The 25,595-nt window shown below is 69.2% G+C and carries 21 protein-coding genes and 3 pseudogenes; 9 read left to right on the plus strand and 15 right to left on the minus strand.

Going from position 1 to position 25,595, the window contains the following annotated elements:
- Nucleotides 1–2 precede the first annotated feature (2 nt).
- On the minus strand, nt 3–1,256 hold the full coding sequence (locus ASF41_RS18425) for an ABC transporter substrate-binding protein (RefSeq protein ID WP_056495715.1): 1,254 nt from the start codon (nt 1,254–1,256) through the stop codon (nt 3–5).
- 388 nt (nt 1,257–1,644) lie between these two features.
- Between ASF41_RS18425 and ASF41_RS18430 the strand changes: the two genes are divergently transcribed.
- The 7 genes from ASF41_RS18430 (at nt 1,645) to ASF41_RS18460 (ending at nt 8,964) form a co-directional block, all read left to right on the plus strand.
- The gene (locus tag ASF41_RS18430; RefSeq protein ID WP_056495722.1) at nt 1,645–2,751 is read left to right on the plus strand and encodes a ring-opening amidohydrolase; all 1,107 of its coding nucleotides are present in this window, start codon (nt 1,645–1,647) and stop codon (nt 2,749–2,751) included.
- A 4-nt stretch (nt 2,752–2,755) separates the two neighbouring features.
- Complete coding sequence (gene hydA / locus ASF41_RS18435; RefSeq protein ID WP_056495725.1) at nt 2,756–4,177, plus strand: dihydropyrimidinase; 1,422 nt, start codon at nt 2,756–2,758, stop codon at nt 4,175–4,177.
- 123 nt (nt 4,178–4,300) lie between these two features.
- The gene (locus ASF41_RS18440) at nt 4,301–5,293 is read left to right on the plus strand and encodes an ABC transporter ATP-binding protein (RefSeq protein WP_056495728.1); all 993 of its coding nucleotides are present in this window, start codon (nt 4,301–4,303) and stop codon (nt 5,291–5,293) included.
- Nucleotides 5,294–5,322: 29 nt separating this feature from the next.
- On the plus strand, nt 5,323–6,597 hold the full coding sequence (locus ASF41_RS18445; RefSeq protein WP_056495730.1) for a PotD/PotF family extracellular solute-binding protein: 1,275 nt from the start codon (nt 5,323–5,325) through the stop codon (nt 6,595–6,597).
- A gap of 70 nt (nt 6,598–6,667) precedes the next feature.
- Nucleotides 6,668–7,618 (plus strand): ABC transporter permease, encoded by a 951-nt coding sequence (locus ASF41_RS18450; protein WP_056495734.1) that lies wholly within the window; start codon nt 6,668–6,670, stop codon nt 7,616–7,618.
- A 2-nt stretch (nt 7,619–7,620) separates the two neighbouring features.
- Entirely contained in the window at nt 7,621–8,511 is an 891-nt protein-coding gene (locus ASF41_RS18455) for an ABC transporter permease (protein ID WP_056274308.1), read from the plus strand.
- A gap of 129 nt (nt 8,512–8,640) precedes the next feature.
- A complete protein-coding gene (locus ASF41_RS18460; RefSeq protein ID WP_056274305.1) occupies nt 8,641–8,964 on the plus strand; it encodes a hypothetical protein in 324 nt (107 codons plus the stop codon).
- A gap of 49 nt (nt 8,965–9,013) precedes the next feature.
- Here ASF41_RS18460 and ASF41_RS18465 read toward each other — a convergent pair whose 3' ends face one another.
- From ASF41_RS18465 to ASF41_RS18525, 14 genes and pseudogenes are all read right to left on the minus strand, one after another.
- A complete protein-coding gene (locus ASF41_RS18465; RefSeq protein WP_056495737.1) occupies nt 9,014–10,039 on the minus strand; it encodes an ABC transporter ATP-binding protein in 1,026 nt (341 codons plus the stop codon).
- Entirely contained in the window at nt 10,036–11,097 is a 1,062-nt protein-coding gene (locus ASF41_RS18470) for an ABC transporter ATP-binding protein (RefSeq protein WP_056495740.1), read from the minus strand. The genes ASF41_RS18465 and ASF41_RS18470 overlap by 4 nt, the downstream gene beginning before the upstream one ends.
- Entirely contained in the window at nt 11,094–12,023 is a 930-nt protein-coding gene (locus tag ASF41_RS18475) for an ABC transporter permease (RefSeq protein WP_056221351.1), read from the minus strand. The genes ASF41_RS18470 and ASF41_RS18475 overlap by 4 nt, the downstream gene beginning before the upstream one ends.
- The gene (locus ASF41_RS18480) at nt 12,023–12,976 is read right to left on the minus strand and encodes an ABC transporter permease (protein WP_056221348.1); all 954 of its coding nucleotides are present in this window, start codon (nt 12,974–12,976) and stop codon (nt 12,023–12,025) included. The genes ASF41_RS18475 and ASF41_RS18480 overlap by 1 nt, the downstream gene beginning before the upstream one ends.
- Before the next feature lie 177 nt (nt 12,977–13,153).
- The gene (locus tag ASF41_RS18485) at nt 13,154–14,701 is read right to left on the minus strand and encodes an ABC transporter substrate-binding protein (RefSeq protein WP_244479716.1); all 1,548 of its coding nucleotides are present in this window, start codon (nt 14,699–14,701) and stop codon (nt 13,154–13,156) included.
- A gap of 387 nt (nt 14,702–15,088) precedes the next feature.
- Nucleotides 15,089–17,443 carry a TonB-dependent receptor domain-containing protein gene (locus ASF41_RS18490; protein WP_056495743.1) on the minus strand — a complete coding sequence of 785 codons (2,355 nt, stop codon included), beginning with the start codon at nt 17,441–17,443 and terminating at the stop codon, nt 15,089–15,091.
- A 247-nt stretch (nt 17,444–17,690) separates the two neighbouring features.
- Nucleotides 17,691–18,785 (minus strand): bifunctional DNA-binding transcriptional regulator/O6-methylguanine-DNA methyltransferase Ada, encoded by a 1,095-nt coding sequence (ada, locus tag ASF41_RS18495; protein ID WP_056495746.1) that lies wholly within the window; start codon nt 18,783–18,785, stop codon nt 17,691–17,693.
- 391 nt (nt 18,786–19,176) lie between these two features.
- A pseudogene (locus tag ASF41_RS18500) lies at nt 19,177–19,868 on the minus strand (PhnA-like protein); the annotation flags it as partial.
- A 165-nt stretch (nt 19,869–20,033) separates the two neighbouring features.
- Nucleotides 20,034–20,138 (minus strand): annotated as a pseudogene (locus ASF41_RS26700) (PhnA-like protein); the annotation flags it as partial.
- 126 nt (nt 20,139–20,264) lie between these two features.
- On the minus strand, nt 20,265–20,702 hold a 438-nt coding region (locus ASF41_RS25165; RefSeq protein ID WP_244479703.1), incomplete at its 5' end, for a CsbD family protein.
- Nucleotide 20,703: 1 nt separating this feature from the next.
- Nucleotides 20,704–20,955 (minus strand): annotated as a pseudogene (locus ASF41_RS25170) (CsbD family protein); the annotation flags it as partial.
- A gap of 395 nt (nt 20,956–21,350) precedes the next feature.
- Nucleotides 21,351–22,808 carry a helix-turn-helix transcriptional regulator gene (locus tag ASF41_RS18515; protein ID WP_056496061.1) on the minus strand — a complete coding sequence of 486 codons (1,458 nt, stop codon included), beginning with the start codon at nt 22,806–22,808 and terminating at the stop codon, nt 21,351–21,353.
- Nucleotides 22,809–23,325: 517 nt separating this feature from the next.
- Nucleotides 23,326–23,559 (minus strand): Flp family type IVb pilin, encoded by a 234-nt coding sequence (locus ASF41_RS18520; protein ID WP_056274668.1) that lies wholly within the window; start codon nt 23,557–23,559, stop codon nt 23,326–23,328.
- 196 nt (nt 23,560–23,755) lie between these two features.
- The gene (locus ASF41_RS18525) at nt 23,756–24,076 is read right to left on the minus strand and encodes a DUF3072 domain-containing protein (protein ID WP_056495756.1); all 321 of its coding nucleotides are present in this window, start codon (nt 24,074–24,076) and stop codon (nt 23,756–23,758) included.
- Between the two features lie 287 nt (nt 24,077–24,363).
- Between ASF41_RS18525 and ASF41_RS18530 the strand changes: the two genes are divergently transcribed.
- Both ASF41_RS18530 and ASF41_RS18535 read left to right on the plus strand, forming a co-directional pair.
- Nucleotides 24,364–24,873, plus strand: coding sequence for a MarR family winged helix-turn-helix transcriptional regulator (locus ASF41_RS18530; RefSeq protein WP_056213644.1), 510 nt, complete (start codon nt 24,364–24,366; stop codon nt 24,871–24,873).
- Nucleotides 24,873–25,595: a response regulator gene (locus ASF41_RS18535; RefSeq protein ID WP_056213646.1), complete on the plus strand. Its 723-nt coding sequence runs from the start codon at nt 24,873–24,875 to the stop codon at nt 25,593–25,595. Before ASF41_RS18530 ends, ASF41_RS18535 begins: the two co-directional genes overlap by 1 nt.

Consider the following 25,595-nt stretch of genomic DNA (forward strand, 5'->3'; position numbering starts at 1 on the left):
CCTCAACCCTTCAGGTCGGGGGTGAACTGCTTGTTGGTCTTCGGATTCTTCAGGAGGTCGCAGGCGCCGGCCGTGTCGGCGGGGAACTGTTCCGGGAAGCTCGCGAGGATCTCCCACTTCTTGTCCTTGGGCCGGGCGAGGTAGGTGTTGCGGATGGTATGGTGGGTCGCCCCGTCCATGGTCACCTTGCCGGTCGGACCCTCGTAGGAGATGCCGGATTCCAGGGCGGCAATGACCTTGTCGCGGTCGAGGGAGCCGGCCTTCTTAACCCCCTCGGCCCAGAGCATGATGCCGTCGTAGGTGGCGGTGTCGAGTTCGCTGAGGTCGGTGACGTCGGCGCCGAACTTGGCCTGCATCCCCTTGACGAACGCGACGCTCCGGGCGTCGGGCAGGTCGTTGTACCAGCCGTAGCATGTGACGATGCCGGTGGTGGTCGAAGCATCCATGGTGGTGAGTTCGTCGCCGAGCCCGAAGACCGAGGAAGCCACGGGAATCCGGCCCTTCATCCCGGCGGCGTCCCACTGGCGGTAGAAGCCCGAATGGTTGGCGCCCACCAGGGCCGAGAGCACGAGGTCGGGCTGGGCCTGCTGGATTCGGCTGATCGCGGAGGAGAAATTCGTCACGTCGAGGGGGAAGAAGTCGGTACCGGCGACCGAGCCGCCGCCCTCCTTCATGAACTTCGTCATCCAGCTCGCGGTGATATGGCCGTAATTGTAGTCGGCCGCGATGATGTAGGCCTTCTTGCCCCAGGTCTTCAGCGCATAGTCGACGAGGTGATTCACGGTCTGGGCCGGCGTCGTGCCGGTGCAGAACACGTTGCGGTCGCAGACGCCGCCCTCGTATTGGGTGTTGTAGAAGTACAGGGTCTTGGAACGGCCGAAGATCGGCCGAATCGCCTCGCGCGAGGCCGATGTGATGCCACCCTGGATGACGTCGACCTTCTCCTTCAGCGCGAGTTGCTGGGCGTACTGCGTGTAGAGCTGCATGCTCGACTGGGTGTCGTAGGCGATGATCTTGATCGGCCGTCCGAGGAGGCCGCCGGCCTTGTTGATCAGTTCCACCGCGTATTCGGTGGTCTCGATCATCCGCTTGCCCTCGAGGCCGAGGGCGCCGCTGCCGTCGAGGAGGCTCCCGAGCTTGATCGGTTCCTCGGCGGCGAGGCCGTGGCGGGCCAGGAACGGCGTCGCGAGGGCGCCCGCCGCGGCGGCCGTGCCGAGCTTGAGCGCGCCGCGCCGGCTGATCGTCGGGTCTGTCATGCGTTCGTGCTCCTCAGGATTGCCGGCGGGAGGCCGTGTCCGCCGCCGGACGCTGTCAGGGCCTCGCGAAACCCAGCTTGGCAAAAGCAATGCCAACAAAACCCACAGATCGGTCATCGCCGTCGATCGAGGGCGCGATTGCCGTCCGCTTGGTCAGATCGGACAATTGAGCGCCACCCCCGGGGGCAGAAAGCCACAAATCGTGCAGCTCCAAACCGGGTCGCGCTGGCATCGACCACCCTGTCGCCCCCGGCCCGGCAAGAGCCGTACCGTTCGGTCCATCCCGACCGTTGCCCGTTCGGGAGCGCGGCGTGCGCAAACCAGCACTCGCGCGGGCCGGACGCGCGGCCTAGCTTGGCCCGTCCTCTCATCCAGACGCGAACCCGCCATGCCCGAATGCCTCGTCTTCCGCGTGCCGACCCGGCATCCCGCCGACGTCTCGGGGGTGATGGACCTCATCGCCGCCGGCGCCGTGACGGCGGACGAGATCGTGGCGATCTTCGGCAAGACCGAGGGCAACGGCTGCGTCAACGACTTCACCCGCCCGCTCGCCGTGATGGCGCTGGAGACCGCCCTCGCCGGCGCGATGGGCTGCACGCCCGCGGCGGTCGGCGCACGGGTCGCCCTGGTCATGTCGGGCGGCACCGAGGGCGGGCTCTCTCCCCACCTCCTCGTGCTGGCGCGCCGCGATGGTCCCGAGGCCGAAGGTGCGTCGGCGCTGGCGATCGGCACCGCCTTCACGGCCGATTTCCGGCCCGAGGCGATCGGCCGGATGGCACAGGTGCGGGCGACGGCCACGGCGGTCGGCGAAGCCATGGCCCAGGCCGGGCTCGACGATCCGGAAGACGTCCACCTCGTGCAGGTGAAGTGCCCGCTCCTCACCAGCGCCCGCATCCAGGAGGCCGCCGAACGCGGGCAGGGCGTGGCCACCCACGACACCTACGCCTCCATGGGTCTGTCGCGGGGCGCCTCCGCGCTGGGCATCGCCCTGGCCCTGGGCGAAGTCTCGGGCGAAGATCTCTCGGACGCGGCCATCGGCACGCGGCGCGACCTCTATTCCGGGCAGGCGAGTGCGTCCGCCGGCATCGAATTGATGCACAACGAGGTCATCGTCCTCGGCAATGCCCGTGGCTGGTCCGGCCCCCACGCCATCGCCCACCGCGTCATGCGCGACGGCATCGATTTCGGCGCGATCCAGGGTGTCCTGGCGGATCTCGGGTTTTCCTCGTCGGGTCAGCTGGCTCCCGGGATGTCGGAGCGCGTGGTCGCCCTGCTCGCCAAGGCTGAGCCCTCGCATGACGGGCTGATCCGGGGCCGGCGCCACATCATGAACGACGACAGCGACATCAACGCCACCCGGCACGCCCGCGCCCTCGTGGGCGGGGTCGCCGCCGCCGCGATCGGGCGCACCGATCTGTTCGTCTCGGGCGGTGCCGAGCATCAGGGACCGGACGGCGGCGGCCCGGTGGCGATCATCGCCCGTGTGAGGGACTGACGCCATGCCCGACTTCGACCTCGCCATCCGGGGCGGTACGCTGGTCACCGCCACCGACACGTTCGCCGCCGATCTCGGCATCCGCGGTGGTCGCATCGCGGCGATCGGCGAGCGGATCGCCGATGCGGCCCGCACGATCGACGCCTCCGGCCTCCTCGTCCTGCCCGGGGGCATCGACAGCCACGTCCACATCGCGCAGGCGTCCGGCCCCGGCATCGTCATGGCGGACGACTTCGCCTCGGCGACCCGCGCGGCGGCGGCCGGTGGCAACACCTGCGTGATGCCCTTCGCGCTCCAGCCTCGCGGCGCGTCGCTCCGCGTGGCGACCCATGCCTACCGGGCGCTGGCGGAGGGGCAGTGCCACATCGATGTCGCCATCCACCTCATCGTCTCGGACCCGACGCCGGCGGTGCTCGGGCAGGAGCTGCCGGCCCTGATCGCGGAGGGCTACACCTCGTTCAAGGTCTTCATGACCTACGACGACCTCGTCCTGAACGACCGCCAGATCCTCGACGTGTTCGACCTGGCGCGGCGGGAGGGCGCGCGCGTCATGGTCCATGCGGAAGGCTACGACGCGATCCGCTACATGACCGAGCGTCTGGAGAAGGCCGGCGAGACCCGCCCCTTCGGCCATGCCCTGTCCCGGCCGCAGGTGGTCGAGCGCGAGGCGGCGCACCGGGCCATCAGCCACGCCGAGCTCGTCGACCTGCCGATCGTCATCGTCCACGTCTCGGGCCAGCAGGCCATGGAGCAGATCGCCTGGGGCCGGGAGCGCGGCCTGAAGATCCACGCCGAGACCTGCCCGCAATACCTGACCCTGACCGCCGACCACATGAAAGGCCTCGGCTCCGACGACCCGATGGCCGGGGCGAAATACGTCTGCTCGCCACCGCCGCGGGAGGCCTCCAACCAGGCCGCGATCTGGCGCGGGATCCAGACCGGATTGTTCGACGTGGTCTCCTCCGATCATTGCCCCTTCCGCTACGACGATCCCGCCGGCAAGCTGAACCCAAAGGGCCGGACCTCCTTCCGCTGGGTGCCCAACGGCATCCCGGGCATCGAGACCCGTCTGCCCATCCTGTTCTCGGAAGGCGTCTCGGCGGGGCGCATCTCCCTCAATCGCTTCGTGGAACTCACCGCCACCAACCACGCCAAGCTCTATGGGCTCTACCCGCGCAAGGGCTCGATCGGGATCGGCTTCGACGCCGACCTGACGCTGTGGGACCCGAACCGCCGCGAGACGATCCGGCAGGCCAACCTCCACCACGGGGCGGACTACACCCCCTGGGAGGGGTTTTCCGTGATGGGCTGGCCGGTGATGACCCTCGCGCGGGGCGAGGTCGTCGCCGAGGATGGGCGGGTGACCGGGCCGCACGGGCGCGGACGGGTCCTCGACCGGACGCCGGGGCCGGGGACTGCCGTCTGATCCGGCCGGCCGCCCCCGGGCGGCGCGCGCCAGCCCGGTTGCGGTCGACCGGAGACGGTTTGGGTGGCGAAACGGGGATCGTCTGGCCCGTCCCTTGCTGGGGATCGGGCGGGGAGACAACGCATGGACGTCGAGCTGATCCGCCTGACCAAGCGCTACGGCCACACGACCGCCGTGGACGGCATCGATCTGAAGGTGCGCTCGGGCGCCTATTGCTGCCTGCTCGGCCCCTCGGGCTGCGGGAAGACCACCACCCTTCGGATGATCGGCGGCCACGAGACCGTGTCCGGCGGCGACGTGGTCATCGGCCCGCGCTCCATGGGAGATGCCACGCCGGCCGAGCGCGGCACGGCGATGATGTTCCAGAGCTACGCCCTGTTTCCCCACCTGAATTGCCGCGACAACGTCGCCTTCAGCCTGAAGATGCGCGGCATCGCGAAGGCCGAGCGCCGCGCCAAGGCGCTGGCGATGCTCGACCTCGTTCAGATGGCCCATCTGGCGGAGCGCTTGCCGGCGCAACTCTCCGGTGGTCAGCAGCAGCGCGTGGCGCTTGCCCGCGCGCTGGTCACCGGACCCAAGGTCCTGCTCCTCGACGAGCCGCTCTCGGCCCTCGATCCGTTCCTGAGGGTGCGGATGCGGACCGAGTTGAAGCGGCTCCAGGCCGAACTCGGCATCACCTTCATTCACGTCACCCACAGCCAGGAGGAGGCGATGGCGCTCTCCGACCTCGTGGTGGTGATGAATGGTGGACGCATCGAGCAGGCGGCCGCCCCCCGCACCGTGTTCGAACGCCCGGCCACCGCCTTCGTCGCCCGCTTCATCGGCGGCCACAACGTCATCCGCCTGGCCGACGCGAGCGAGGTGGCGGTGCGCGCCGACCGGATGCGCCTCGGCGCGCAAGCCGGCCCGGACGCGGTGCCGGCCCGCGTCGTCTCGGTGGAGTACCAGGGCACCAGCGTGCATGTGGGCTTCGCGGCCGACGGCCTCGGCGGAGGACCCGCCACCGCGCTGACGGCGGTGATCGACGACGCGGCCTATGCGGGCCCCCCCCTCGCCCTCGGCCAGACCGTGCCGCTGGGCTGGGACGCCGACGCCGCCCATCGCCTGAGCGCCTGACCCGACCGCGTTTCCTCAGAGGAGCCTGCATGACGACCACGATCAAGCTGAGCCGCCGCACCCTGCTCCAAGGCGCGGGTGCCACCGGACTGGCCCTCGGCGCCGGTCCGATCACCGGCTTTCCCAACGTGATCGCGGCCGAACCCGTGACCCTGCGCTACCTCGGCACCGCCGTGAACCAGTCCGGCGACATCGCCCGCAAGGTGAAGGAGGATCTCGGGATCACCATCGAGTACATCCCCGTCGTCACCGACGAGGTGACCAAGCGCGTGGTGACGCAGCCGAATTCCTTCGACCTCCTCGACACCGAGTTCTTCAGTCTGAAGAAGCTTATCCCCTCGGGCAACATCCAGGGCATGGACGCCCGCCGGATCAAGCAGGCCGACAACATCACCCCGGTCTTCACCAAGGGCCAGGTCGGGGGCAAGACGATCGGCGACCAGGGCACGGCGCCCAAGAAGGTCTTCTATCTCGAGGGGCAAAACGCGAAGACCTTCGCGGGTTCGCCCACCGAGTGGATCACCCTGATCCCGACCACCTACAACGCCGACACCCTCGGCATCCGCCCGGACCTGATCAAGCGCCCGATCGCGAGCTGGAAGGAACTCCTGAACCCCGAGTTCAAGGGCAAGGCCTCGATCCTCAACATCCCCTCCATCGGCATCATGGATGCCGCCATGGTGATCGAGGCCACGGGCGACTACACCTATCCCGACAAGGGCAACATGACGAAGGCCGAGATCGATCGCACCATCAAGCTGCTGATCGAGGCCAAGCGCGCCGGTCAGTTCCGCGCCTTCTGGCAGGACTTCAACGAATCCGTGAACCTGATGGCATCGGGCGAGACCGTGATCCAGTCGATGTGGTCGCCCGCCGTCACCAAGGTCCGCAGCCAGGGCGTGGCCTGCACCTACCAGCCCCTCAAGGAGGGCTACCGGGCCTGGGCCACCGGCTTCGGCGTGCCCAAGACCCTGACGGGCCGCAAGCTGGATGCGGCCTACGACTTCATCAACTGGTTCCTCTCCGGCTGGGCCGGCGCCTACCTCAACCGACAGGGCTACTACTCGGCCGTGCTGGAGACGGCCAAGGCGCACATGGAGCCCTACGAGTGGGCGTACTGGATGGAGGGCAAGCCCGCCGAGAAGGACATCAAGGGACCGGACGGCAGCGTGCTGGAGAAGGCCGGCGCCACCCGCGACGGCGGCTCCTTCGAGACCCGCATGGGCAGCGTCGCCTGCTGGAACGCCGTGATGGACGAGAACACCTACATGGTCCGCAAGTGGAACGAGTTCATCGCCGCGTAAGCGGGGCGACGATGCGAACGCCCTCCCCCGCAGAGGGGGGGAGGGTTTCGCCTGTCACGAGGGTTGCGCCATGACCGACATCGCCCTTCCCGCCGCCGTGACAGAGGCGCCGCCCGCCAAGGCCCCCGCCGCCAGCCTCACGACGAGGACCCGCCGCCGGCAGGCGCTGGCCTACCTCCAGGCCGCGCCGATGGCGCTCGTCTTCCTGGTGTTCTTCGTGGTGCCCCTGGGCCTGACCCTGATCGTCAGCTTCTGGGAGTACAACGAGTACGAGATCATTCCCGCCTTCACGGTGCAGAATTACATCGACGTGTTCGAGGGCTGCGTCAACACGGCGGATGCCTGCACCACCGTGCGGACCTACCTCTCGACCCTGAAATTCTGCGCGCTGACCTGGGCCTTCACCCTGGGGATCGGCTTCACGGTGGCCTACTTCGTCGCCTTCCATGTCCGGTCGCGCACCCTGCAGATGGCCTTGTTCCTCGTCTGCACCATCCCGTTCTGGACCTCGAACGTGATCCGGATGATCTCCTGGATCCCGCTGCTGGGCCGCAACGGCCTCGTCAACGACACCCTGATGGGGATGGGGCTGATCAGGACGCCCATCGAGGGCCTGCTCTATTCCGACTTCTCGGTGGTGCTCGCCTTCGTGCACCTCAACACGGTCTTCATGATCGTGCCGATCTTCAACAGCATGGCGCGCATCGACCGGTCGCTGATCGAGGCGGCCTATGATTCCGGCGCCACCGGCTGGCAGACCCTCTGGAACGTGGTGGTGCCCCTGGCCAAGCCCGGCATCGCCATCGGGTCGATCTTCGTGGTGACCCTGGTGATGGGCGACTTCGTCACCGTCGGCGTCATGGGCGGCCAGCAGATCGCCTCGGTCGGCAAGGTCATCCAGGTCCAGATGTCGGCCCTGCAGCTGCCGGCGGCCGCGGCCAACGCGGTGGTCCTGCTGGGCGTCGTGATGCTGATGATCGTGGCCATGACCCGGCTCATTGACTTGCGGAAGGAACTCTAGACGTGAGCGACCGCCCCCGCTCCCCGGCCTTCTACGCCCTGGCGGCGTTCTTCGCCCTCTTCGTGGCCTTCCTGTACGGGCCGACGCTGACCATCCTCGTCCTCAGCTTCCAGGGGCCGCAGGGGGGCCTCACCTTCCCGATGAACGGGGTCTCGACGCACTGGTTCGGCAAGCTCTGGGCCGGGCTCGGGATCGTCGACATCTGGGGCGCCCTCTGGCGCTCCCTGCGACTTGGCCTCGTGGTGATGGGGCTCACCGTCGTCATCGCGTTCTTCGCCGGCCTCGCCTTCCGCAAGCGCTTTCGCGGCGAGGGCGCGCTGTTCACCCTTGCGGTCGCGAGCCTGATCGTCCCCTCGATCGTGGTCTCGCTCGGCATCGGGTTGGAATTCCGGCTTCTCGACGAGGCGGTGAAATGGGCCGCCGCCGAGACCGGATGGGGCTGGCTGCAGGAGCACGGTACCCTGATGGGGCTCTACACCTCGGCGCTGGGCGCCCACCTCACCTGGACTCTGCCCTTCGGCCTCCTGATCATGTTCGCGGTCTTCAACCGGTTCGACCCGGCCTACGAGGAGGCCGCCCGCGACCTCGGCGCCACCGGGTCTCAGACCCTGCGTCACGTGGTGGTGCCGATCCTCGGCCCCTCGCTGGTCGGCGTCGCGTTGTTCGGCTTCACCCTGTCCTTCGACGAGCTCGCCCGCACCAGCCAGGCCATCGGCGGCCGCAACACCCTGCCACTGGAACTGCAGGGCCTGACCACCACCGTCACCACGCCGGAGATCTACGCGCTGGGCACCCTCACCACCGGCCTGTCGCTCGCGGTGATCGGACTGGCGTTGGGGACCAGCCTGTACCTGCAGCGGCGCAAGGCGAAGGCGGGCTTGCGGCTGGGGTGACGTCAGTCCGGGAGCTTCGTCAGACCGGCAATTTCGGACAACCTTCGAATCTCGCACACCTGGGTCATTCGAAAGAAACACCTCCAGGTTATCATCTGTCGTCGATGAAGCCTGGAGTTTTACCAACCGATGAGGCGTGCCTATCTGATCGTCGCGGCGACGGTCGCTGTTCTCACTTGCCTGTCTTGGGTCGCGAGCGTTCGATTCAGTGAGGCGAGCTTCCTCCCGATGCAGTGGGGGATCGACGGTCGCCCGACATGGTACGCCCCGAAGTGGATGGCGCTCAGCTTCGGTCCCATGATCGGATGCTTCGTGATGGCATCGATCCTGATCCCACGCCGATACGATCACGACGGTGCACGGGCCGTCAGAGACCTTCTCCCCGCGATCGTCATCGTGACGGGCGGCCAAGCCTTCTATCTCTTCGTGCTTTTGACTCGTGCGGCGGCCTAGCCGAGCCGACGTCAAAGCGGCCCCCGAAGGTCGGAGCCGACGCGCGACGCTACACAGCCGCTTCCAGCACCTGCGCCTTGTCCTCCGTGAACGCTGCGTGCGCCGCTTCCGTACGCCAACAGGCGGCGCGGTGGTCCGGCTTCACGTTGACGTAAGATGGCACCTCGACCCGGCAGCGCGCCTCGGCGAGGAAGCAGCGCGGGGCGAAGGGGCAGCCCGGCGGCCGGTTGGCCAGGTCGGGCGGGCTGCCGGGGATCGTCTTCAGGCGCGTGCCCTTGGCGAGCGCCCCATCGGCGCGGCTGCGCAGGAGGCCGATCGTGTAGGGGTGGTGGGGGGCGAGCACCACATCCCGGGCGGAGCCCTCCTCGACGATGCGGCCGGCATACATCACCGCGATCCGGTCCGCGACTTCCACGGCGGCGCCGAGGTCGTGGGTGACGAAGATCGTCGAGAGGCCGAGCGCCGCCTGCAATTCGCGCAGGAGCAGCAGGATCTGGATCTGAACGGTGGCGTCGAGCGCCGTGGTCGGCTCGTCGGCAAGCAGGACCTGCGGCCGGCAGGCGAGCGCCAGAGCGATCATCGCGCGTTGGCGCATGCCCCCCGACATCTCGTGCGGATAGGCGTCGAGGCGCCGCTCCGGGCTCGGAATGCGGACCCGCTCGAACAGGGCCAGGGCGCGCTGGCGGGCCGCCCCGGCGCTGATCCGCTCGTGCTGGCGGATCGCCTCGGTGATCTGCTGGCCCACCGTGTAGACGGGATCGAGGGCCAGGAGCGGCTCCTGGAAGATCATCGCCACGGCCCGGCCGCGCAGGGCCCGCAGGGCTTTGGGCGACAGGGCCATCACGTCCGCGCCGCCAACCCGGATCGTGCCGCCGATCCGCGTCCGGCGCTCCGGGTTCAGACGCATGATCGCCCGCAGGGTGACGCTCTTGCCGGAGCCGGACTCGCCGATCAGCGCCACGGCCTGGCCGCGCTCTAGGGTGAGGTCGACCCCGTCCACGGCCTCGACCACGCCGCCGAAGACCACCGTCAGGCCGCGGATCGCGACGGCCGGCTCGGGTGCCGATACGCTCATGCGGCCACCGTCAGGCTGGGCGACAGGGAATGGCCCGAGCCGGGCTGGCGGGCGAGGCAGGCGACGCGGTGGCGCACATCGCGGCCGTCGAGGGGCGGGACCGTGCCGCGGCAGACCTCTTCGACGAGGGCGCAGCGCGGGTGGAAGCGGCAGCCGGCGGGCGGGTCGATGGGGTTCGGCGGGTCGCCGGCAAGCGGCGCCACCGTGGTCCGCGCATCCGGGTCCATCGAGGGCATCGAGGACAGGAGCGCGGCCGTGTAGGGATGGGCCGGAGCGGCCAGCACCGTGTCGGCGGGGCCGATCTCCACCACCTGACCGAGATACATCACCGCCACCCGGTCGCAGATGAAGCGCACCACGTTGAGGTCGTGGCTGATGAACAGGTAGGTGAGGTTGAACTCCTGTTTCAGATCCATCAGCAGGTTCAGCACCTGCGCCTCCACCGACTTGTCGAGGGCCGAGACCGCCTCGTCGAGCACCACGAGGCGGGGTTCGAGGGCGAGCGCCCGGGCGATGTTCACCCGCTGGCGCTGGCCGCCTGAGAGCTCGTGCGGGTAGCGCGCCGCGAAGCGGGCCGGCTCCAGCCCCACCCGGGCGAGCAGGCTGCGGGCGCGCTCGATGGCCTGGCGCTTCGGGATCCCGTGCACCTGCGGCCCGAAGGCGATGGAGCCCTCGACGGTCATGCGCGGATTCAGGGAGGAGTAGCTGTCCTGAAACACCATCTGAGCCTGGGCCCGGAAGTCCCGCAGGGGCAGCGCCCGGCTGCCGATGCGCTCGCCGTCGAACAGCAGGTCGCCGGAATCGTGGCTGATCAGGCCCATGATGAGCCGGGCGGTGGTGGACTTGCCGCAGCCCGACTCGCCGACCACGCCGAGGGTCTCGCCCTTCAGGATTTCGAAATCGACGCCGTCCACCGCTCGCACCACCGCCTTGGTGCCGCCGATGCCCTTCTTGACGGGGAAGTGCTTCACAAGTCGGTCGACGGTGAGGAGGGGCTGAGCCGGGCCGCCCCGGTCGCGGGCGATCGGGACGGTGGCGAGGCCGATGGGCTGGCTCATGCTTTCACCTCCATGGCGGATCGCAGGCCGTCGGAGAACAGGTTGAACGAGATCGAGACGATGAAGATGGCCAGCCCCGGCAGGGCCGCGACCATCGGGTTCACGTAGATCGCCGTGCGCAGGGTGTTCAGCATCAGGCCCCACTCGGGCTCCGGCGGCTTCACGCCGAGGCCGAGGAAGGAGAGGCCGGAGGCGAGGATCATCGATACGCTGATGAGGCTGGTGGCGTAGACGAAGATCGGCCCCAGCACGTTGCCGAGCACCTGCACGCGCAGGATCGTCAGGGTCGAGGCGCCGGAGAGGCGGGCGGCGTCGACGTAGTCGCGGGCGCGGATCTGGGTGGTCACGCTCTCGGCCACGCGGGCGATCTGGGGCACGAACACGCAGGTCAGCGACACGATCGAGTTGAAGATGCCCGCGCCCAGGGCGCCGGAGAGCGCGATGGCGAGCAGCACCGAGGGGAACGCGAAGAACACGTCCACCGTGCGCATCAGCACGGTGTTGACCCAGCCGCCGACGTAGCCGGCCAGGATGCCGATGCCGGACCCGATGACGAAGGCGAGGATGACGGGGGTGACCCCGATGAACAGGGACAGGCGTCCGCCCATCATCAGGCGACTCAGCATGTCGCGGCCGAGTTCGTCCGAGCCCAGGAGGTAGGTGGCGTCGCCGATGGGCTTCAGGCGCCGCAGCATCGAGCCGCGATAGGGGTCCATCGGGGTGATCCAGGGCGAGAGCAGCGCCACCGCCACGATCGCCAGGATGATGCCGGCGGCGGCCATCGCTACGGGATCGCGCAGGAGCTTGTGGCCGACCTGCCCCCAGAACCCCCGCGAGGGCACGAAGGCGTCCGGCGCCGTCGGCGCCGGGGCGGCCCCGCCGGCGATGTCGAGGATCGGTGCGGCGGCCTGTGTCGCGCGTGCCATCAGCCCCTCTCGATGCGCGGGTCGAGCGCCGTCTGGACGACGTCGACGATGAGGTTGAGGGCGACGAAGAACATCGCCAGGACGAGAATCGAGCCCTGCAGCAGGGGCAGGTCGCGCTGGAAGATCGCGGCGTTGAGGAGGAAGCCGGTGCCGGGCCAGGCGAACACGGTCTCGATCAGGATTGAGCCGCCCAGCAGGTAGCCGAGTTGCAGGCCCATGATGGCCAGCGCCGTCGGGGCCGCGTTCTTGACGACGTGCCGGAACACGCCGAACTCGCTCATGCCCTTGGCCCGGAGCGCACCGACGAAGTCCTGCGCGAGGATGTCGCCCACCAGCGCCCGGATTGTGCGGGCGATGACGCCCATGGGAATCACCGACATCGTGAGTGCCGGCAGGATGATGTAGCGCAGGTGGTCGAGATCGGGCCGCCAGTTGCCCGAGCCGTCGGGCCCGGCCCCGGTGGGCGGCAGCCAGCCGAGTTGGGCCGAGAACACGATGACCAGCACCATGCCGAGCCAGTAATGCGGCACGCTCACCCCGAAGACCGAGACCGCCGAGGCGAGCCGGTCCAGGACCGAGTTGCGGAAGTAGCCGGCCACGAAGCCGAACAGGCACCCGAAGGTGAAGCCGATCAGCGTCGCCACGGAGGCCAGGATCAGGCTGTTCACCACGGCCCTCCCGACCTCCTGCACCACGGGGCGGCCGGTGGCGATGGAGATGCCGAGATCGCCCTGAAGCACGTGCCAGAGCCAGATCACGTACTGGACGGGCAGCGGCTTGTCGTAGCCGTAGGCCGCCCGCATGGCGTCGATGGTCTCCTGCGTGGCGTCCACCGGGAGCACCGCGCTCAAGGGATCGCCGGGGGCGAGGTGGACCAGCATGAAGCAGACGACGCTCACGCCGAGCGCCACCGGCGTCACGGTGAGCAGGCGCTTGAGGATGAACTTCAGCATGTTCTCAGCCCTCTCTCCTCTGCGGAAGAGGGTACCTGCGGAGCAGGCGGGAGCGGAGGCGACTTTGCCGGATGCGGCATGCCCCTCCCCCGGTTCCTGCGCGACCACCCTCCCCCCGCAGCGGGGGAGGGTTCATGACCGCGACCTTCATCGTCACTTGCTCAACCACTTGCCCGATCACTTGCCCATCGAGATCGGCGAGAAGTCCTGGAACCAGTTCTGCGCCTGCACGAAGCCCTTCACCTTGGGGCTCATGGCACGCGGATTGGTGTCGTGGGCCACCATCAGGAACAGGGCGTCGTCGACGTACTTCTCGTGCACCTTTTCCAGGACCTTGGTCTGCTCGGCCGGGTCGAAGGTGGTGCGGACCTGGTCGAAGAGCTTGTCCATCTCGGGGTCGCAGTAATGGCCCCAGTTGGTGCCGTTGGGCGCCGCGAGGTTGCACTGGAGGTGGCGGATGAAGCCCGTGAAGGGGTCCTGGATGAAGTAGGAGAAGTTCATCCCCGTCGCCTTGCGCGACATGTCGGACTTGGCGCCCGCGCGCCACAGGTTGATGAGCGTGTTCCACTCGACCACCTCGAACTCGACCTTGATGCCGACATCCGCGAGGTTCTGCTGGATAAACTCGTTCATCGGCAGGGGCTGCATCTGGCCCGAGCCCGACGGCGCGATCAGGATCTTGGTGACGATGGGCTTGTTCGGGCCGTAGCCGGCCTCGGCCAGGAGCTTCTTGGCGGCTTCGGGGTCGTAGGTCGGCTTGAAGGTCGGGTGGCCGAACCAGGCCGAGCCCGGCGGCATGAAGCCCTGCGCCGGGATCATCAGCCCGTTCAGCAGCTCCTTCATGCCCTCGCGGTCCACCGCGAGGTTGGCGGCCTTGCGCACGCGGATGTCGTTCCAGGGCGAGCCCTCGACGCGGGAGAGGTGCCAGGTCCAGTTGTGCGGGTAGGCGTTGGTGACGATGCCGAAGCCGGCGGCCTTCAGGGACGCGACGGCATCCGGCGGGGGCGCCTCGATCCAGTCGACCTGACCCGAACGGAGGGCCGCCACGCGGGCATTGGCCTCGGGCAGCGGCACGAGCACGAGCTTGTCGAGCTTGGGCACCCGGGCCTTGTCCCAGTACTCCTTGTTGGGCACCATCTCGGCGCGCTCGCGCGGGGCGAACAGGGTGAGCTTCCACGGGCCGGTGCCGGCCGGGGTCTTGGCGAAGGCGTCCCAGCTCTTGCCGACCTTCTCCCACTGGGCCGGCGACGAGATCATGATCCACGCGATCTGGTAGGGCAGCGTCGCGTCGGGGTTCTTGGTGACGATTTCGAGGGTGGTCGGGTCGATGGCGCGGTAGCTCGCCACCGCCGGGATGCGCGAGCGCCCCTGGGCCGACTGGCGCGGGTCGAATTGCGGCGCGTCGGTCTTCAGGAGCTTGTCGAGGTTCCACACCACCGACTCGGCGGTGAAGGGCGAGCCGTCGTGGAAGGTCACGCCCTCGCGCAGCTTGAAGGTCCACTTGGTGTTGTCGGCGGGATCGACGGCCCAGCTCGTGGCGAGGCCCGGCACCAGCACGGAGGGCTTGGTGGCGGAGGAGAGGTCCCAATTGATGAGGCCGTCATAGACCGTGTAGCCCGTGAACCGCATGCCCTCGCCGCCATTGTCGGCTTGGCCCGTGGTGAGCGGGATGTCGGAGGCCGTCATACCGATCTTGAGGACGCCCTGCGCGAAGGCCGTGGGCATCAGCACCCCGGACAGCAGGGCGGCGGCGAGAAGGCGGGACTTCGACCATCGGGAAACGGAAGCAAACATGCGCGGACGGGTTTCCATGGGCTGGAGACGGCGTGACGGAACCGTGAATGCAATCCATCGGCCAACCCCTCGCGCCGCTCCCGGTCGCCCGAGACGAACACGCCGCCTGATCATGTCTTGCCGTCCACGATCCCGATTCTGTGCTGCACCGGCCGAGGACACCACGATGCTGTCCGGGTCGCCGGGTACGCGGCCAGGCATTGCCTCAAAGACACGCAGAGACCTTGCCGCTCTCCAGAAACCTCCCATCACACGCCTAAAATATAGGCAATCCCGCGCTCTGCCCGCCGGAGCCGCAGACTCGCGAGCCGCAGGATCTCAGAACGCGAGCTTCAGCCCTCCGACGACGTTGCGCGGCGCGCCCGCGAGGATCGATCCGGCCGTGCCCGCCAGGGTGGCTGCTCCGTTCTCCAGGCCGGTGGTCCGGCTGAGGGTGCTCGTCAGGTTCAGGGCGGAGGCGATGAAGGTCGTGTCGAGCAGGTTGCGGACTTCCAGGTACAGGCTGAGGCGCTTGGCGTAGCCCCCGGTGAGCTCCGTGGCGTAGTGGACGTTCGCGTTGAGGATGGCGTAGCCGGGGGTCCTCAGGCGGTTTCCGTTGTCGATGAGGACGCCGTCCTGAACCACGGTCTCCACGAAGGCGCCGAGCCCGTCCAGGGGGCCGCCGACCTGTTCGTAGCCGACCCGCGCCAGGAGCTGGTGCGCGGGGACGCCGGGAATGGACTTGCCCGCCCGGTCCAAACGGGCGGTGACGGCACCGGCGCTCAGCAGCTCGGTGAACCGCGTGTAGATCTGGTCGTCGAAGCTGTAGGCCAGCGTTCCGCGCCAGCCCGGCGCGAAGGCCCAGTCGCCGCCGAGTTCGACGCCGCGATGCTCCGAGGCCGGGGCGTTGATGAAGTAGCTCAGCCGGCCCCCACCCGGTGATTGCGACAGGAGTTCGTTGCGGAAGAACTCGTAGAATCCCGTGAGGCTGATCCGCAGGGAGTCCACCGGCGTCCAGTCGACGCCGAGGTCGAAGCCGAGGTTCGTCTGTGCCTGAAGCTGCGTGTTGTTGCCCGGCAGCCCCGCGCTGGTGACGAACAGGTTGCTGCCCGTCGGCGTGGCGTAGCCGGTGGCGACGCGCCCGCGGACGCTCCAGGCGTCCCGGGGCCGATAGACCACGGCCAGTTCCGGCGCGACGTTGAGGAAGCTGCGCGTGGCATCGACCACCGAGGCCGTCCGTCCGGCTTCCGAATAGGTATAGGCGCTGTTGCGTCCGGTGATCGTGGTGTTCGTCGCGCTGAGTCCGAGGAGCCCGCTCCACTGGTCGGAAAGTGCCACCTCCGTGCGGGCGCGCCCGCCGAGATTGGTCTGGTCGCCGCGCAGGTCTCCGATCAGGGCGCCCAGGGCCGGTCGTCCCGCCCCCGGCGCCCGGTTGAACGTGGTCACGTGGTTGTCGAGGATCTCGGAGGTGAAGGCCACGTAGCCCACGGCCGGCAGGCCCATCAGGTCGTAGCGTCGGGTCAGGTCCGTGAGGAGGGTCAGGGACGGGTAACTGCCCCGGACGGCGGAGGTGTAGAACGGCTGGTCGAAGTTGCGCTCGTCGAAGCCGAGCTGGGTGCGCCAGGTCGTCTGTGCGTCGAGGTCGTGCTCCCAGCGCAGGGCCACGACGGTGCGCCGGTCGTCCCGTCCGAACCCGCCCTCCGTGGCGGTCACGCCCACCGTCCGGCCGAACGCGCCGTTGGCGAACAGGTTCGTCAGGGTGCAGCCCGGCGCGGCCGTCGCCGCCTTGGCACAGCCGCGCTGCTCGGGGTTGATTCGATACTGGTCGAGGGAGGCGCGCGCCGGCAGGTCCGCCTGCAGCTGGTTGTTGATCACCTTGAGGGTGAAGCGGTTGTCCGGCGTCGGCGTGTAGCTGGCCAGCAGGTTGATCGTCTGCGTGTCGTAGGCGCTGTGATCCTGGTAGCCGCCGGCGCGGACGTCGCTGGCGAACAGGCTGATCTCGACGGGACCGCTGACGCCGCCGACCGTGAAATAGTTGCTCAGATAGCCGAAGCTCCCCGCATCGGTGCCGATCTCGAAGCCGTCGATCTCGCGGCCCGTCCGGGTGCGGAAGGCGAGCGCGCCGCCGGTGGCGTAGTTGCCGAACAGAGCCGATTGCGGACCGCGGAACACGTCGATGCGGCTGTAGGCGCGCGGATCGACGAGGTCGAAGCGCGAGGCGCCGTCCGGCTGGGTCAGGAGGAAGCCGTCCTCCAGCACCACCATGTTCCGGATGACGCCGGTGGAACGGGCATTGTTGCCCCGGATGGAGATCACCACGTCGCGCCCGCCATTGCCCGGGCGCACGGTGACGCCGGGACTGTTCACCAGCACCGATCCGAGGCTTGTGGCGGGCCGGTTCTCGATCGTGTCGGTTCGGCTGACGCGCGTGGCGGTGGCGCCCAGGGGCTGTTCGATCACGTTCGGGCTGGAACCGGGGGGCGCCGAGACACCGAACGGTACCCCGGCCGGTGCCGGGCGACCCTCGGCCGTGATCGAGAGCTCCTCCAGCACGATCCCGCCCGCCTCCTCGGCGCGCACCTCCGACGCGGAGAGAAGGACGGCGACGAGGGCAAGCCGGACGGCTCCGGTTCGCGGGGCCGAAGTTCGGGGCGCAACGGCCTGGGAACGCGGAGAACGGTGAACAGCGGCCATGCCGGTTTCGACCACGGGAGCGGGGGCGGGTCACGCCGTAGGGAGGGAGGCCGGTCGGGCCGGACGCGAACCGCGACGTCCATTCATGCGCATCGCGCGTCCGGGAATGCCGAGGTCGCTTCTACCCCGTGGACCGAGGGGGCGCGACGGGTCGGACACCCTGTGGTCGTGACCTGTGGCTCCCATGCCACGTCGAACCCGACACGGCGAACCTGCTCTCTCAAACCGTCAGGCGTGGGCGAGACCCTCAGCGCGCATCCGCCTCGCGGTCGAGGAGCTGGCGCTTGCGCGCGACGCCCCAGCGATAACCGGAGAGCGACCCGTCCGCGCGGACCACCCGGTGGCACGGGATGGCGACCGCCAGCCGGTTGGCGCCGCAGGCCTGGGCCACGGCCCGCATGGATGTCGGGGCGCCGATGGCCTGGGCGATCGCGCCGTAGGTCGTCGTGGTGCCGATCGGGACGGCGCGAAGGGCGGCCCAAACCCGCTGCTGGAAGATGGTGCCGCCGATGTCGAGGGGCAGGTCGAGGCCGCGGCCCGGCGCCTCGACGAAACCGACGACTGTCGCCACCCACCCGTCGAAGGCTGGATCGCCGGGCGCCAGGTCGGCCCTGGGGAAGCGGTCCTGGAGATCGCGGACCAGGGCGTCGGGATCGTCGCCCAGGAGAATCGCGCAGAGGCCCTTGGGGGTCGCCGCCACCAGGAGCGCGCCGAGGGAGCACGCGGCCACCGCGAAGCGGATCGCCGTCCCGGCGCCTCCCGTGCGATAGGCCGATGGGCGCATCCCGAGCCGATCCGGGCCTTCAGCGTAGAAGCGGCTCGACGCGTTGAAGCCGGCCGCGAAGACCGCTTCGGTCACCGTCCCGGCCTCGGGCAGGCGCTGCGCCACGCGCTCGGCCCGCTTGGCCGTCGCGTAAGCCTTCGGCGTGATGCCGGTGACCCTTCGGAAGACGCGGTGGAAGTGGAAGGCGCTCAGGCCCGCTTCCGCGGCGAGGCCTTCGAGTGTCGGCATGGTCTCGGCCGCCTCGATCAGGCGGCAGGCCCGGACGATGGCCGCGGCGTGCCGTTCGGCCAGGGTCACGTCGTTGGGCCGACAGCGCCGGCACGGGCGGAAGCCCGCGGCCTCGGCTGCGTCGCAGGTGGCGTGGAAGCTCACGTTCTCCGGGTTGGCCGCGCGGGAGGGGCAACTGGGGCGACAATACACGCCGGTGGTGCGAACGGCGTAGACGAAGGTGCCGTCGGCCCGCGCGTCGCGGGCAATGAGCGCGGCCCATCGCTGCGCGTCCGCGTCATCGGGGGCGCTCGGGTCGTCCCACTCCGGATGGGTGTCAGCGCGCCGCATGGGGAAACGTCCTCCGTCGTCGAGGGGCGGCCCCCGCTTGTCGCGGCCGCGTCGCAGCCTGTCCTGCCCTGAAATCCCCGGAGCCGCATCCCGATCCTTGCTCTCGAATCCGGCTGGCGAGGCATCCGTACCGTACCACTTGCGTTGGCGGGGCCTCGCCCGGCGAACAGACCGGCGGCCGATGTCCACCGTGCCGCCCGGCGCCTCCGATCCGGCATCTCGAAGTGCAGCGAACAGGCTATCGCGGGCCAGCGGCTTAGGCGGCAACGGTGGCCTGTCGCGGAGGCAAGGACACGTCGGCGGCAGGAGACCCCGAGGCACGGTGCGTGCCTGACGGGGACGCCCGATCGGAGGGGGGCGGGGCTGGCCGGCGTCGGTCAGCCCCGTCCGTTCAGACGCGGCGGGCGTCGACGCTGTCGGCGAGGGTGTGGCGCTTGGGAGCGCCGAGGCGTCCGCCGAGGAAGCCGGCGAGCGCGGTAGTCCTGGATCTGGGCCTTGGCCTGGTCGACCGGGATGCCCTGGGCCTTGGCCAGGGCGTCGGCCGCGCGGGTCTCGGCCTGGGCCTTCTGGGCCGGGTCACCGGTGAACAGCGCCCGGATGGCGGCCACGGCGGCGTCCTTGGCCGCCTGCGGGTCCTGGCCGGCCGCCTGGTTGCGCACCGACTGCTCGATGCCGTCCAGGGGGTTGGAGATCTTCGACAGCGACGGAGCCGCGGCCTGCGCGGCGGTCTGCACCGTGCCGCCCACCAGCGAGCCGGCCCCGCCCAGCGTGCTGGTCACGCCCGAGAAGGCGCCCCCGATGAGGCCGCCGGCGGCCGAGGTCAGGAGGTAGAGCACCACCAGGGTGGTCACCGCCCAGGAGACCAGCCCGTGCAGGCCGGCCGCGCCCGTGACGGGCTTGCCCGAGAGGCGCCCGGCGATGAGGCCGCCGGCCAGGGAAGCGACCACGCCCGAGCCCACGAACCAGAGGCCGGCGCTCAGCGAGAGCGTCGAGGCGGCCGGGTTGTCGGCGGCCACGGGTCCGACGCTGGACAGGCCGACGCCCACCCCGACCATGTTGAGGATGACCTGGGTCACCAGCGGCGATGAGGCCGCCCGCCAGGGAAGCGACCACGCCCGAGCCCACGAACCAGAGGCCGGCGCCCATCGAGAGCGTCGAGGCGGCCGGGTTGTCGGCGGCCACGGGTCCGACGCTGGACAGGCCGACGCCCACCCCGACCATGTTGAGGATGACCTGGGTCACCAGSGCGGTGACGGCGCCGGCGAAGATGGCGCCCCAGGAGACCTGGTTCAGCAGGACGGTACGGGTGTCGGCCGAGACGGCCGGGGTCGCGAGAAGGGGGGAAKTGGACACGGGATAGKTACTCCGGGTGGTCGGTCGTCCGAGACGTTCGGTCGTTCGAGGGGTCAGTCGGGGGTGTTCGCCGATCCCACCGCGCAGTCCCGGCGCGGTGGGATCGATCTGTCGCGGCTCTGCGGATCAGTCGCGGCCGTGRATGAGSAGGCCGAGGCCGTAGCCGAGRAGGCCGGCCACCAGCAGGGCGGCCACGGGATGCTCGGCGACTTGGTGGCTCACCTCGCGCCCGCCCTGGCGCAGAGAGCKGCCGCCGGTCTCGTAGGCGTCCTCGGCCCGGTCGTAGGCCTCGCGGCCGGCCCGGCGCACGGACCGCTCGGCGCGGTCGTATGTGTCGCCGGCTGCCCCCTGGGCGCGGCGCGCGCGGTCCTCGACGTCGTCGGAGTCGATCAGGTTGCCGACCGTGTCGCGAACCCTGCCGCCGATCTCGCGAGCGGTGTCGGCCACGTGCTCGGCGGCGTCGCGGACGGTGTCCTTGGCCTGGCCGTAGAGGGTCTCGGCGGCGCCTTGCGCCTCGCGGGCACGGCCCTCGAGCGAGTCCCGCTTCGAGCCGGTGAGATCGCCNGTCGGAGTCGATCAGGTTGCCGACCGTGTCGCGACCCCTGCCGCCGATCTCGCGAGCGGTGTCGGCCACGTGCTCGGCGGCGTCGCGGACGGTGTCCTTGGCCTGGCCGTAGAGGGTCTCGGCGGCGCCTTGCGCCTCGCGGGCACGGCCCTCGAGCGAGTCCCGCTTCGAGCCGGTGAGATCGCCYACCGTTCCCTGAACCTTGCCGCCGAGCTCCTTGGCGGCGCCCGTGATGCGATCCGTGTCGACCATGATGGTTGTCCTTGCTGCGCGCGCTTCGTGGCGCGGAGTTGTGGGTGTGTTGCCGGTGAGAGCGGCGAAGAACGCCGTCGCCGGTCTCGCGGAGGCTAACGCCGGGCCGATCCCGGCCTGGTGTCGGCCCGGGTGGGGTTCCCCGTCCCGACCTGCCGTTCGCCGATCCGTTCGCCGCCTGTCGCCTTGACCCAGCCCCGGTGGACGTCGGGCTCCGGCAGAGCGCAGGCTGGCGATCTGAGAGCGGTCAAGTCGAAGCTCCCGGCTGGATGGGCACCGATCCGGCGGAGGGTGAAGTTCGGCGGTGGAACCCTCGGCCCGTCGTCCCTGGTTCGTGAGATGGCCCCTCGGACCGCTGCTTCAATAGTGAAAATGTACCGGTAATCCAGGATTTTTTACCCGGACGACGCTGTCGGGAAGCCGTTGTTGCGGCCCCAGACTATGGCCTCGGTACGCTTGTGCACGTCGAGCTTCCGGTAGAGGGCCGCCGCGTGGTTGCGCACGGTGTTCTTGGACAGGTTCAGTCGTTTGGCGATGACCTCGTCCGAGAGCCCGGCGCAGATCAGGTCCAGGATCTGGCGCTCGCGCACCGTCATGTTGGGCGAGACCGCATCCTGATGGCCCGCGCCGGGCTGGCGCAGGTGGGCCAGCTTCTCGATCAGTCCGCGGCTGAACCAAGAGGTGTCGGCCATCACCGCCTCGATCGCCTCGAACAGCTCACGCTCGCTCCGCTTGCGCTCAGTGATGTCCTGCAGCACCAGGAGGACGAAGGCCTCCGCGCCGATCTCGACCCGCTCGGCCGAGACCAGGCAATCGAGGTTACTCCCGTCCTCATGACGCAGGCAGACCTCCAGTTCCATCACGCAGCCGGTGCGCGCCAGGGCCGTCTCGAAACGGTCGCGCTGCGGCTCTGAGACCCAAAGGTCGAGATCGGCCGGCGTGCGGCCGGTGACCGTCTCAGAACCGAAGCCGAAGACGCGGCTGAAGGCCTCGTTCACGCCGGTGATCGCCAGACCTTCAGCGCGGGCCAGCAGGGTTGGCACGGGGGTGAGGCGGAACGCCTTGGCGAAGCGCTCCTCGCTCTGGCGCAGGGCGGTCTCGGCCTTGCGCCGCAGTTCGAGGTCGGCGAAGGTGAAGAGCATGCAGCGCTCTTCGCCGAGTTCCATCGGTTGCCCGGCCACGATGACGAAGCGGGTGCCGCCGTCGGGCAGGTCGAGGCAGGCTTCCATCTGCGGTATGGTGCCGCCGCTGTTGAGACGATCGATCGCCAGGTCCAGGTTGCGGGCATTGGCCAGGACGTCGACCTCGTAGACGCTGCGGCCGATGACGGCCTCGCGGGTGAAGCCGGTCATCTCCAGGAAGCCGAGGTTGACCTTGACGAAGCGCAGGTCCGCGAGTCGGCAGATCACGGCGGGTGCGGGGTTGGCGTTGAAGGTCGCCTCGAAGCGCGCCTCGGCCTCGAACTGGTCGGAGACGTCCTTGAGGATAAGGGCGAGGCAGCTCGGCTGGCCCTCGCGGTCGGTCGCAACCAGGCTGCGCAGCGAGTGGACGAAGTCGGCATCGGGTCGATCGGTGCGCGTGACCTCGACGATGACGTCGTGGAAGCGCTCGCCCGAGACGACGCGCTCCATCGGATACTGGTTGAGGGCATGGTTGTTGCGGTAGCGCAGGGCGAAGCGCTCGCGGTAGGCATCCACCGTTCCGCCGAGTTCCTCCAGGCTCTCGGCCCCATGCATGGCCAGCGCCGCCGCATTGGCGTAGGCGATGGTCTGGTCGGGCTCGACCAGGATCACGCCCTCGCTCAGTCCGGCCACGATCTGCTGGAGTTCATGCCTGTCGACGCCGAGTGTCACCGGGACTCCCATCCGCTCAAATCAAGTCCCGCCGTAACCGGCCTCCGTGACGGCGAGTTCCGATGAAGCCTGGCGAATATCTGGTATATCCGGATCATTGACGTGAACGTGAACGATCATCCGGCGCGACGGTGACCGCAATCGACGTCCGAAGGCTGACCATGACAATGGCGCCGGGGTGCCACCCGTTTGCGCGATCGATGCGCGAGGGCCGGTCGCTGCGTCGGCGCCGGGAAGGAGCGAAAGGTCGTCATTGCCGCCGCGACGAAACGGGCCCGGTGGGGCTCGCCGTTCAGCCGAAGCGTGGGCGGCGTCGCGGCGCGCGTCCGCCGTCCTGTTTCGCGAAGCGGGGGCGGACGGCGTCCCGGGGACCGCCGGCTTCCGGCCCGGTGTTCTACGTCGATGCAGCGCCGGGGATCGTTCGGACTGCGGAGCGCTCGCGGACCGAACGCGTCCGAGACTGGGTCACATCCGCCGAATGGTCACGCGGATGCACGGCGACGAAACAGGCTCGGACTCAGGATGATCGGTTGAGGGCAGCGCCGATATAGTTGTACATCGCGGTCGTCTGGTCGGCGAAGTACCGCATCGCGGTCACGATCGCCAGAAAGACCATGGCCATGATCAGGCCGTACTCGAGGGCCGTCGATCCGGACCTGTCTTCGAGGAAGCGGCGGGCCAGGATCTGCAGATCGTGCCGCGCCGGAAATCTCCGCCGACCCCTGGCCTGTTCGCAATCCAGTTCGGTCATGGCCCCAGGGAATCTTTCGCGGACGTCGATCGTGGGAAACGTTACGCGACCTTCCTTGCGGAGGACTTAAACGGATCGTCGAAGTCCGGACGGGAGCCGATGCGACGGGCCGGGCGCGTCAGCCCCCGGTCCGTCTTTCACGCTTGCCCGACCCGTCCAGGCCATCGGATCGAGCCGGCCGGCCCCGCGGCGACGGTCAGGCCTTGCCGGATTCCTTGCGCAGGGCATCGATCCGCTGGGATGCCTCGGCCTTGTCGAGATCGGGGTCGAACGCGTCCGGGTCCTTCGCCTCTTCGGACAAGGTCTTGAGGTAGGACGCTTGCGCGCCGGTCATCGGCTCGCCGCCGGTGGTCCACTCGCTCGGATCCTTGATCTGGTTCGAGACATCCTTCGGATCGGTCTTGGGGTTCTCGTGAGCTTTCGAAGCGTCAGACTTGGACGTGTCGGACTTCGATGAGTCGGACTTCGATGGGTCGGACTTGGATGCCTGGGTCTTGTTCGCCTGGGTGCTGGCCATGTTCGGATCCTCTGGTTCACGAAATGTTCTAGTGAACGCGAGGCTCAACGGCGGGTTCCTGCGCCTGCGCCCGATAAGGCCTGTCGTCCCGTGGTCATCTGTCTCACGGGTTCGCGCGGTTCGGATACGTAGGCGGTTCTCGCGATCGGCTGTTCTCATTGGGGGAACGGGACTCGGCGTGCCGTCATGCGTCCTCTGATCCCAGGCTTGACGGGTCGCGTCCGGGCTGGAACATGTCAACAACGCTGACGTACATCGAGGTCGCCCGAGACGTGACTGCCCACGCGATGCGAGATGCCGACGCCGACGCGCCGCTGCCGTCCTCCGGTTCCGGCGATGATCTCATCGAGCTTCTGTTCTTCGCCTACCGGGATTTCGTCGGCGACCCCGACCGCATCCTGGCCCAGTACGGCTTCGGCCGGGCCCATCACCGGGTGCTGCACTTCGTCGACCGCTATCCGGGTCTTACGATCGCCGAACTCCTGGATATCCTGCGCATCACCAAGCAGAGCCTGAATCGGGTGCTGAAGGATTTGATCGAGCAGGGCTACATCGCGCAGAAGACCGGTACCAGCGACCGGCGCCAGCGGCTGCTGTTCTGCACCGCGGCCGGGGCGGACCTCGCCGGCGACCTCATGCGGGTCCAGAGCCGGCGGGTGGCGCGCGCCCTCGCGGCATCGGAGCGCGGCGGCGAGGCTCCCCTCTCCGCCGAGAGCTTCCTCTTCGGCATGATCGAACCCGACGCGCGCGCGGCCGTGCAGCGCCTGATGTCCCGGCGCGCCGGCAAGGCCGCCTGATGGCCACGCCCGGGGCGCGCCCGACCGCCGATCTTCCCGACCATGCGCCGCACGTCCTGGTGGTCGACGACGATCGCCGGGTACGGGAACTGCTGTCGCGTTTCCTCTACGAGCAGGGCTTCCGCGTCACCGCGGCCGGGAACGTGCCCGAGGCCCGCACCAAGGCGCAGTGCTTCGTCTTCGATGCTCTGGTGCTCGATGTGATGATGCCCGGCGAGAGCGGTTTCGATTATGCCCGGGAAGTCCGCCAGACCTCGCGCGTGCCGATCCTGATGCTGACCGCGCGCTCGAATCCCAACGACCGGGTCATGGGCCTGGAGATCGGCGCCGACGACTATCTGCCCAAGCCCTTCGAGCCGCGCGAGCTGATCCTGCGCCTGTCGAACATCATCAAGCGGCGCAACGAGGCCGGCGGCCGTGCCCAGAGCCACGACACCGTGACCTTCGGACCCTTCGCCTACCGGATCGACCGGGGCGAATTGCGCCGCGCGGACGAGCTGATCCGGATCACCGAGCGCGAGCGCGAGATCCTCACCCTCCTGGCCCAGGCCGCCGGCGGCAACGTGGAACGGGAGGCCCTGGCCGGAAGCGGCGGCCTCGCCGCCGAGCGCAGCATCGACGTGCAGATCAACCGCCTGCGCCGGAAGACCGAGGTCGATCCGGCCAATCCCCTGTTCCTGCAGACGGTGCGGGGCGTCGGTTACCGCCTCGCGGTCGACTGA

The organism is Methylobacterium sp. Leaf111, from assembly GCF_001423285.1.
Taxonomy (GTDB): Bacteria; Pseudomonadota; Alphaproteobacteria; order Rhizobiales; family Beijerinckiaceae; genus Methylobacterium.

Coding starts and splice junctions, on each gene's coding strand:
- ASF41_RS18460 (WP_056274305.1), top strand. CDS start 8,641: ATGAGGCGTGCCTATCTGATCGTCGCGGCGACGGTCGCTGTTCTCACT.
- ASF41_RS18525 (WP_056495756.1), bottom strand. CDS start 24,076: ATGGCCAGCACCCAGGCGAACAAGACCCAGGCATCCAAGTCCGACCCA.
- hydA (WP_056495725.1), top strand. CDS start 2,756: ATGCCCGACTTCGACCTCGCCATCCGGGGCGGTACGCTGGTCACCGCC.
- ASF41_RS18520 (WP_056274668.1), bottom strand. CDS start 23,559: ATGACCGAACTGGATTGCGAACAGGCCAGGGGTCGGCGGAGATTTCCG.
- ada (WP_056495746.1), bottom strand. CDS start 18,785: ATGCGGCGCGCTGACACCCATCCGGAGTGGGACGACCCGAGCGCCCCC.
- ASF41_RS18440 (WP_056495728.1), top strand. CDS start 4,301: ATGGACGTCGAGCTGATCCGCCTGACCAAGCGCTACGGCCACACGACC.
- ASF41_RS18430 (WP_056495722.1), top strand. CDS start 1,645: ATGCCCGAATGCCTCGTCTTCCGCGTGCCGACCCGGCATCCCGCCGAC.
- ASF41_RS18490 (WP_056495743.1), bottom strand. CDS start 17,443: ATGGCCGCTGTTCACCGTTCTCCGCGTTCCCAGGCCGTTGCGCCCCGA.
- ASF41_RS18535 (WP_056213646.1), top strand. CDS start 24,873: ATGGCCACGCCCGGGGCGCGCCCGACCGCCGATCTTCCCGACCATGCG.
- ASF41_RS18485 (WP_244479716.1), bottom strand. CDS start 14,701: ATGCCCACGGCCTTCGCGCAGGGCGTCCTCAAGATCGGTATGACGGCC.
- ASF41_RS18470 (WP_056495740.1), bottom strand. CDS start 11,097: ATGAGCCAGCCCATCGGCCTCGCCACCGTCCCGATCGCCCGCGACCGG.
- ASF41_RS18465 (WP_056495737.1), bottom strand. CDS start 10,039: ATGAGCGTATCGGCACCCGAGCCGGCCGTCGCGATCCGCGGCCTGACG.
- ASF41_RS18480 (WP_056221348.1), bottom strand. CDS start 12,976: ATGCTGAAGTTCATCCTCAAGCGCCTGCTCACCGTGACGCCGGTGGCG.
- ASF41_RS18530 (WP_056213644.1), top strand. CDS start 24,364: ATGCGAGATGCCGACGCCGACGCGCCGCTGCCGTCCTCCGGTTCCGGC.
- ASF41_RS18445 (WP_056495730.1), top strand. CDS start 5,323: ATGACGACCACGATCAAGCTGAGCCGCCGCACCCTGCTCCAAGGCGCG.
- ASF41_RS18425 (WP_056495715.1), bottom strand. CDS start 1,256: ATGACAGACCCGACGATCAGCCGGCGCGGCGCGCTCAAGCTCGGCACG.
- ASF41_RS18450 (WP_056495734.1), top strand. CDS start 6,668: ATGACCGACATCGCCCTTCCCGCCGCCGTGACAGAGGCGCCGCCCGCC.
- ASF41_RS18475 (WP_056221351.1), bottom strand. CDS start 12,023: ATGGCACGCGCGACACAGGCCGCCGCACCGATCCTCGACATCGCCGGC.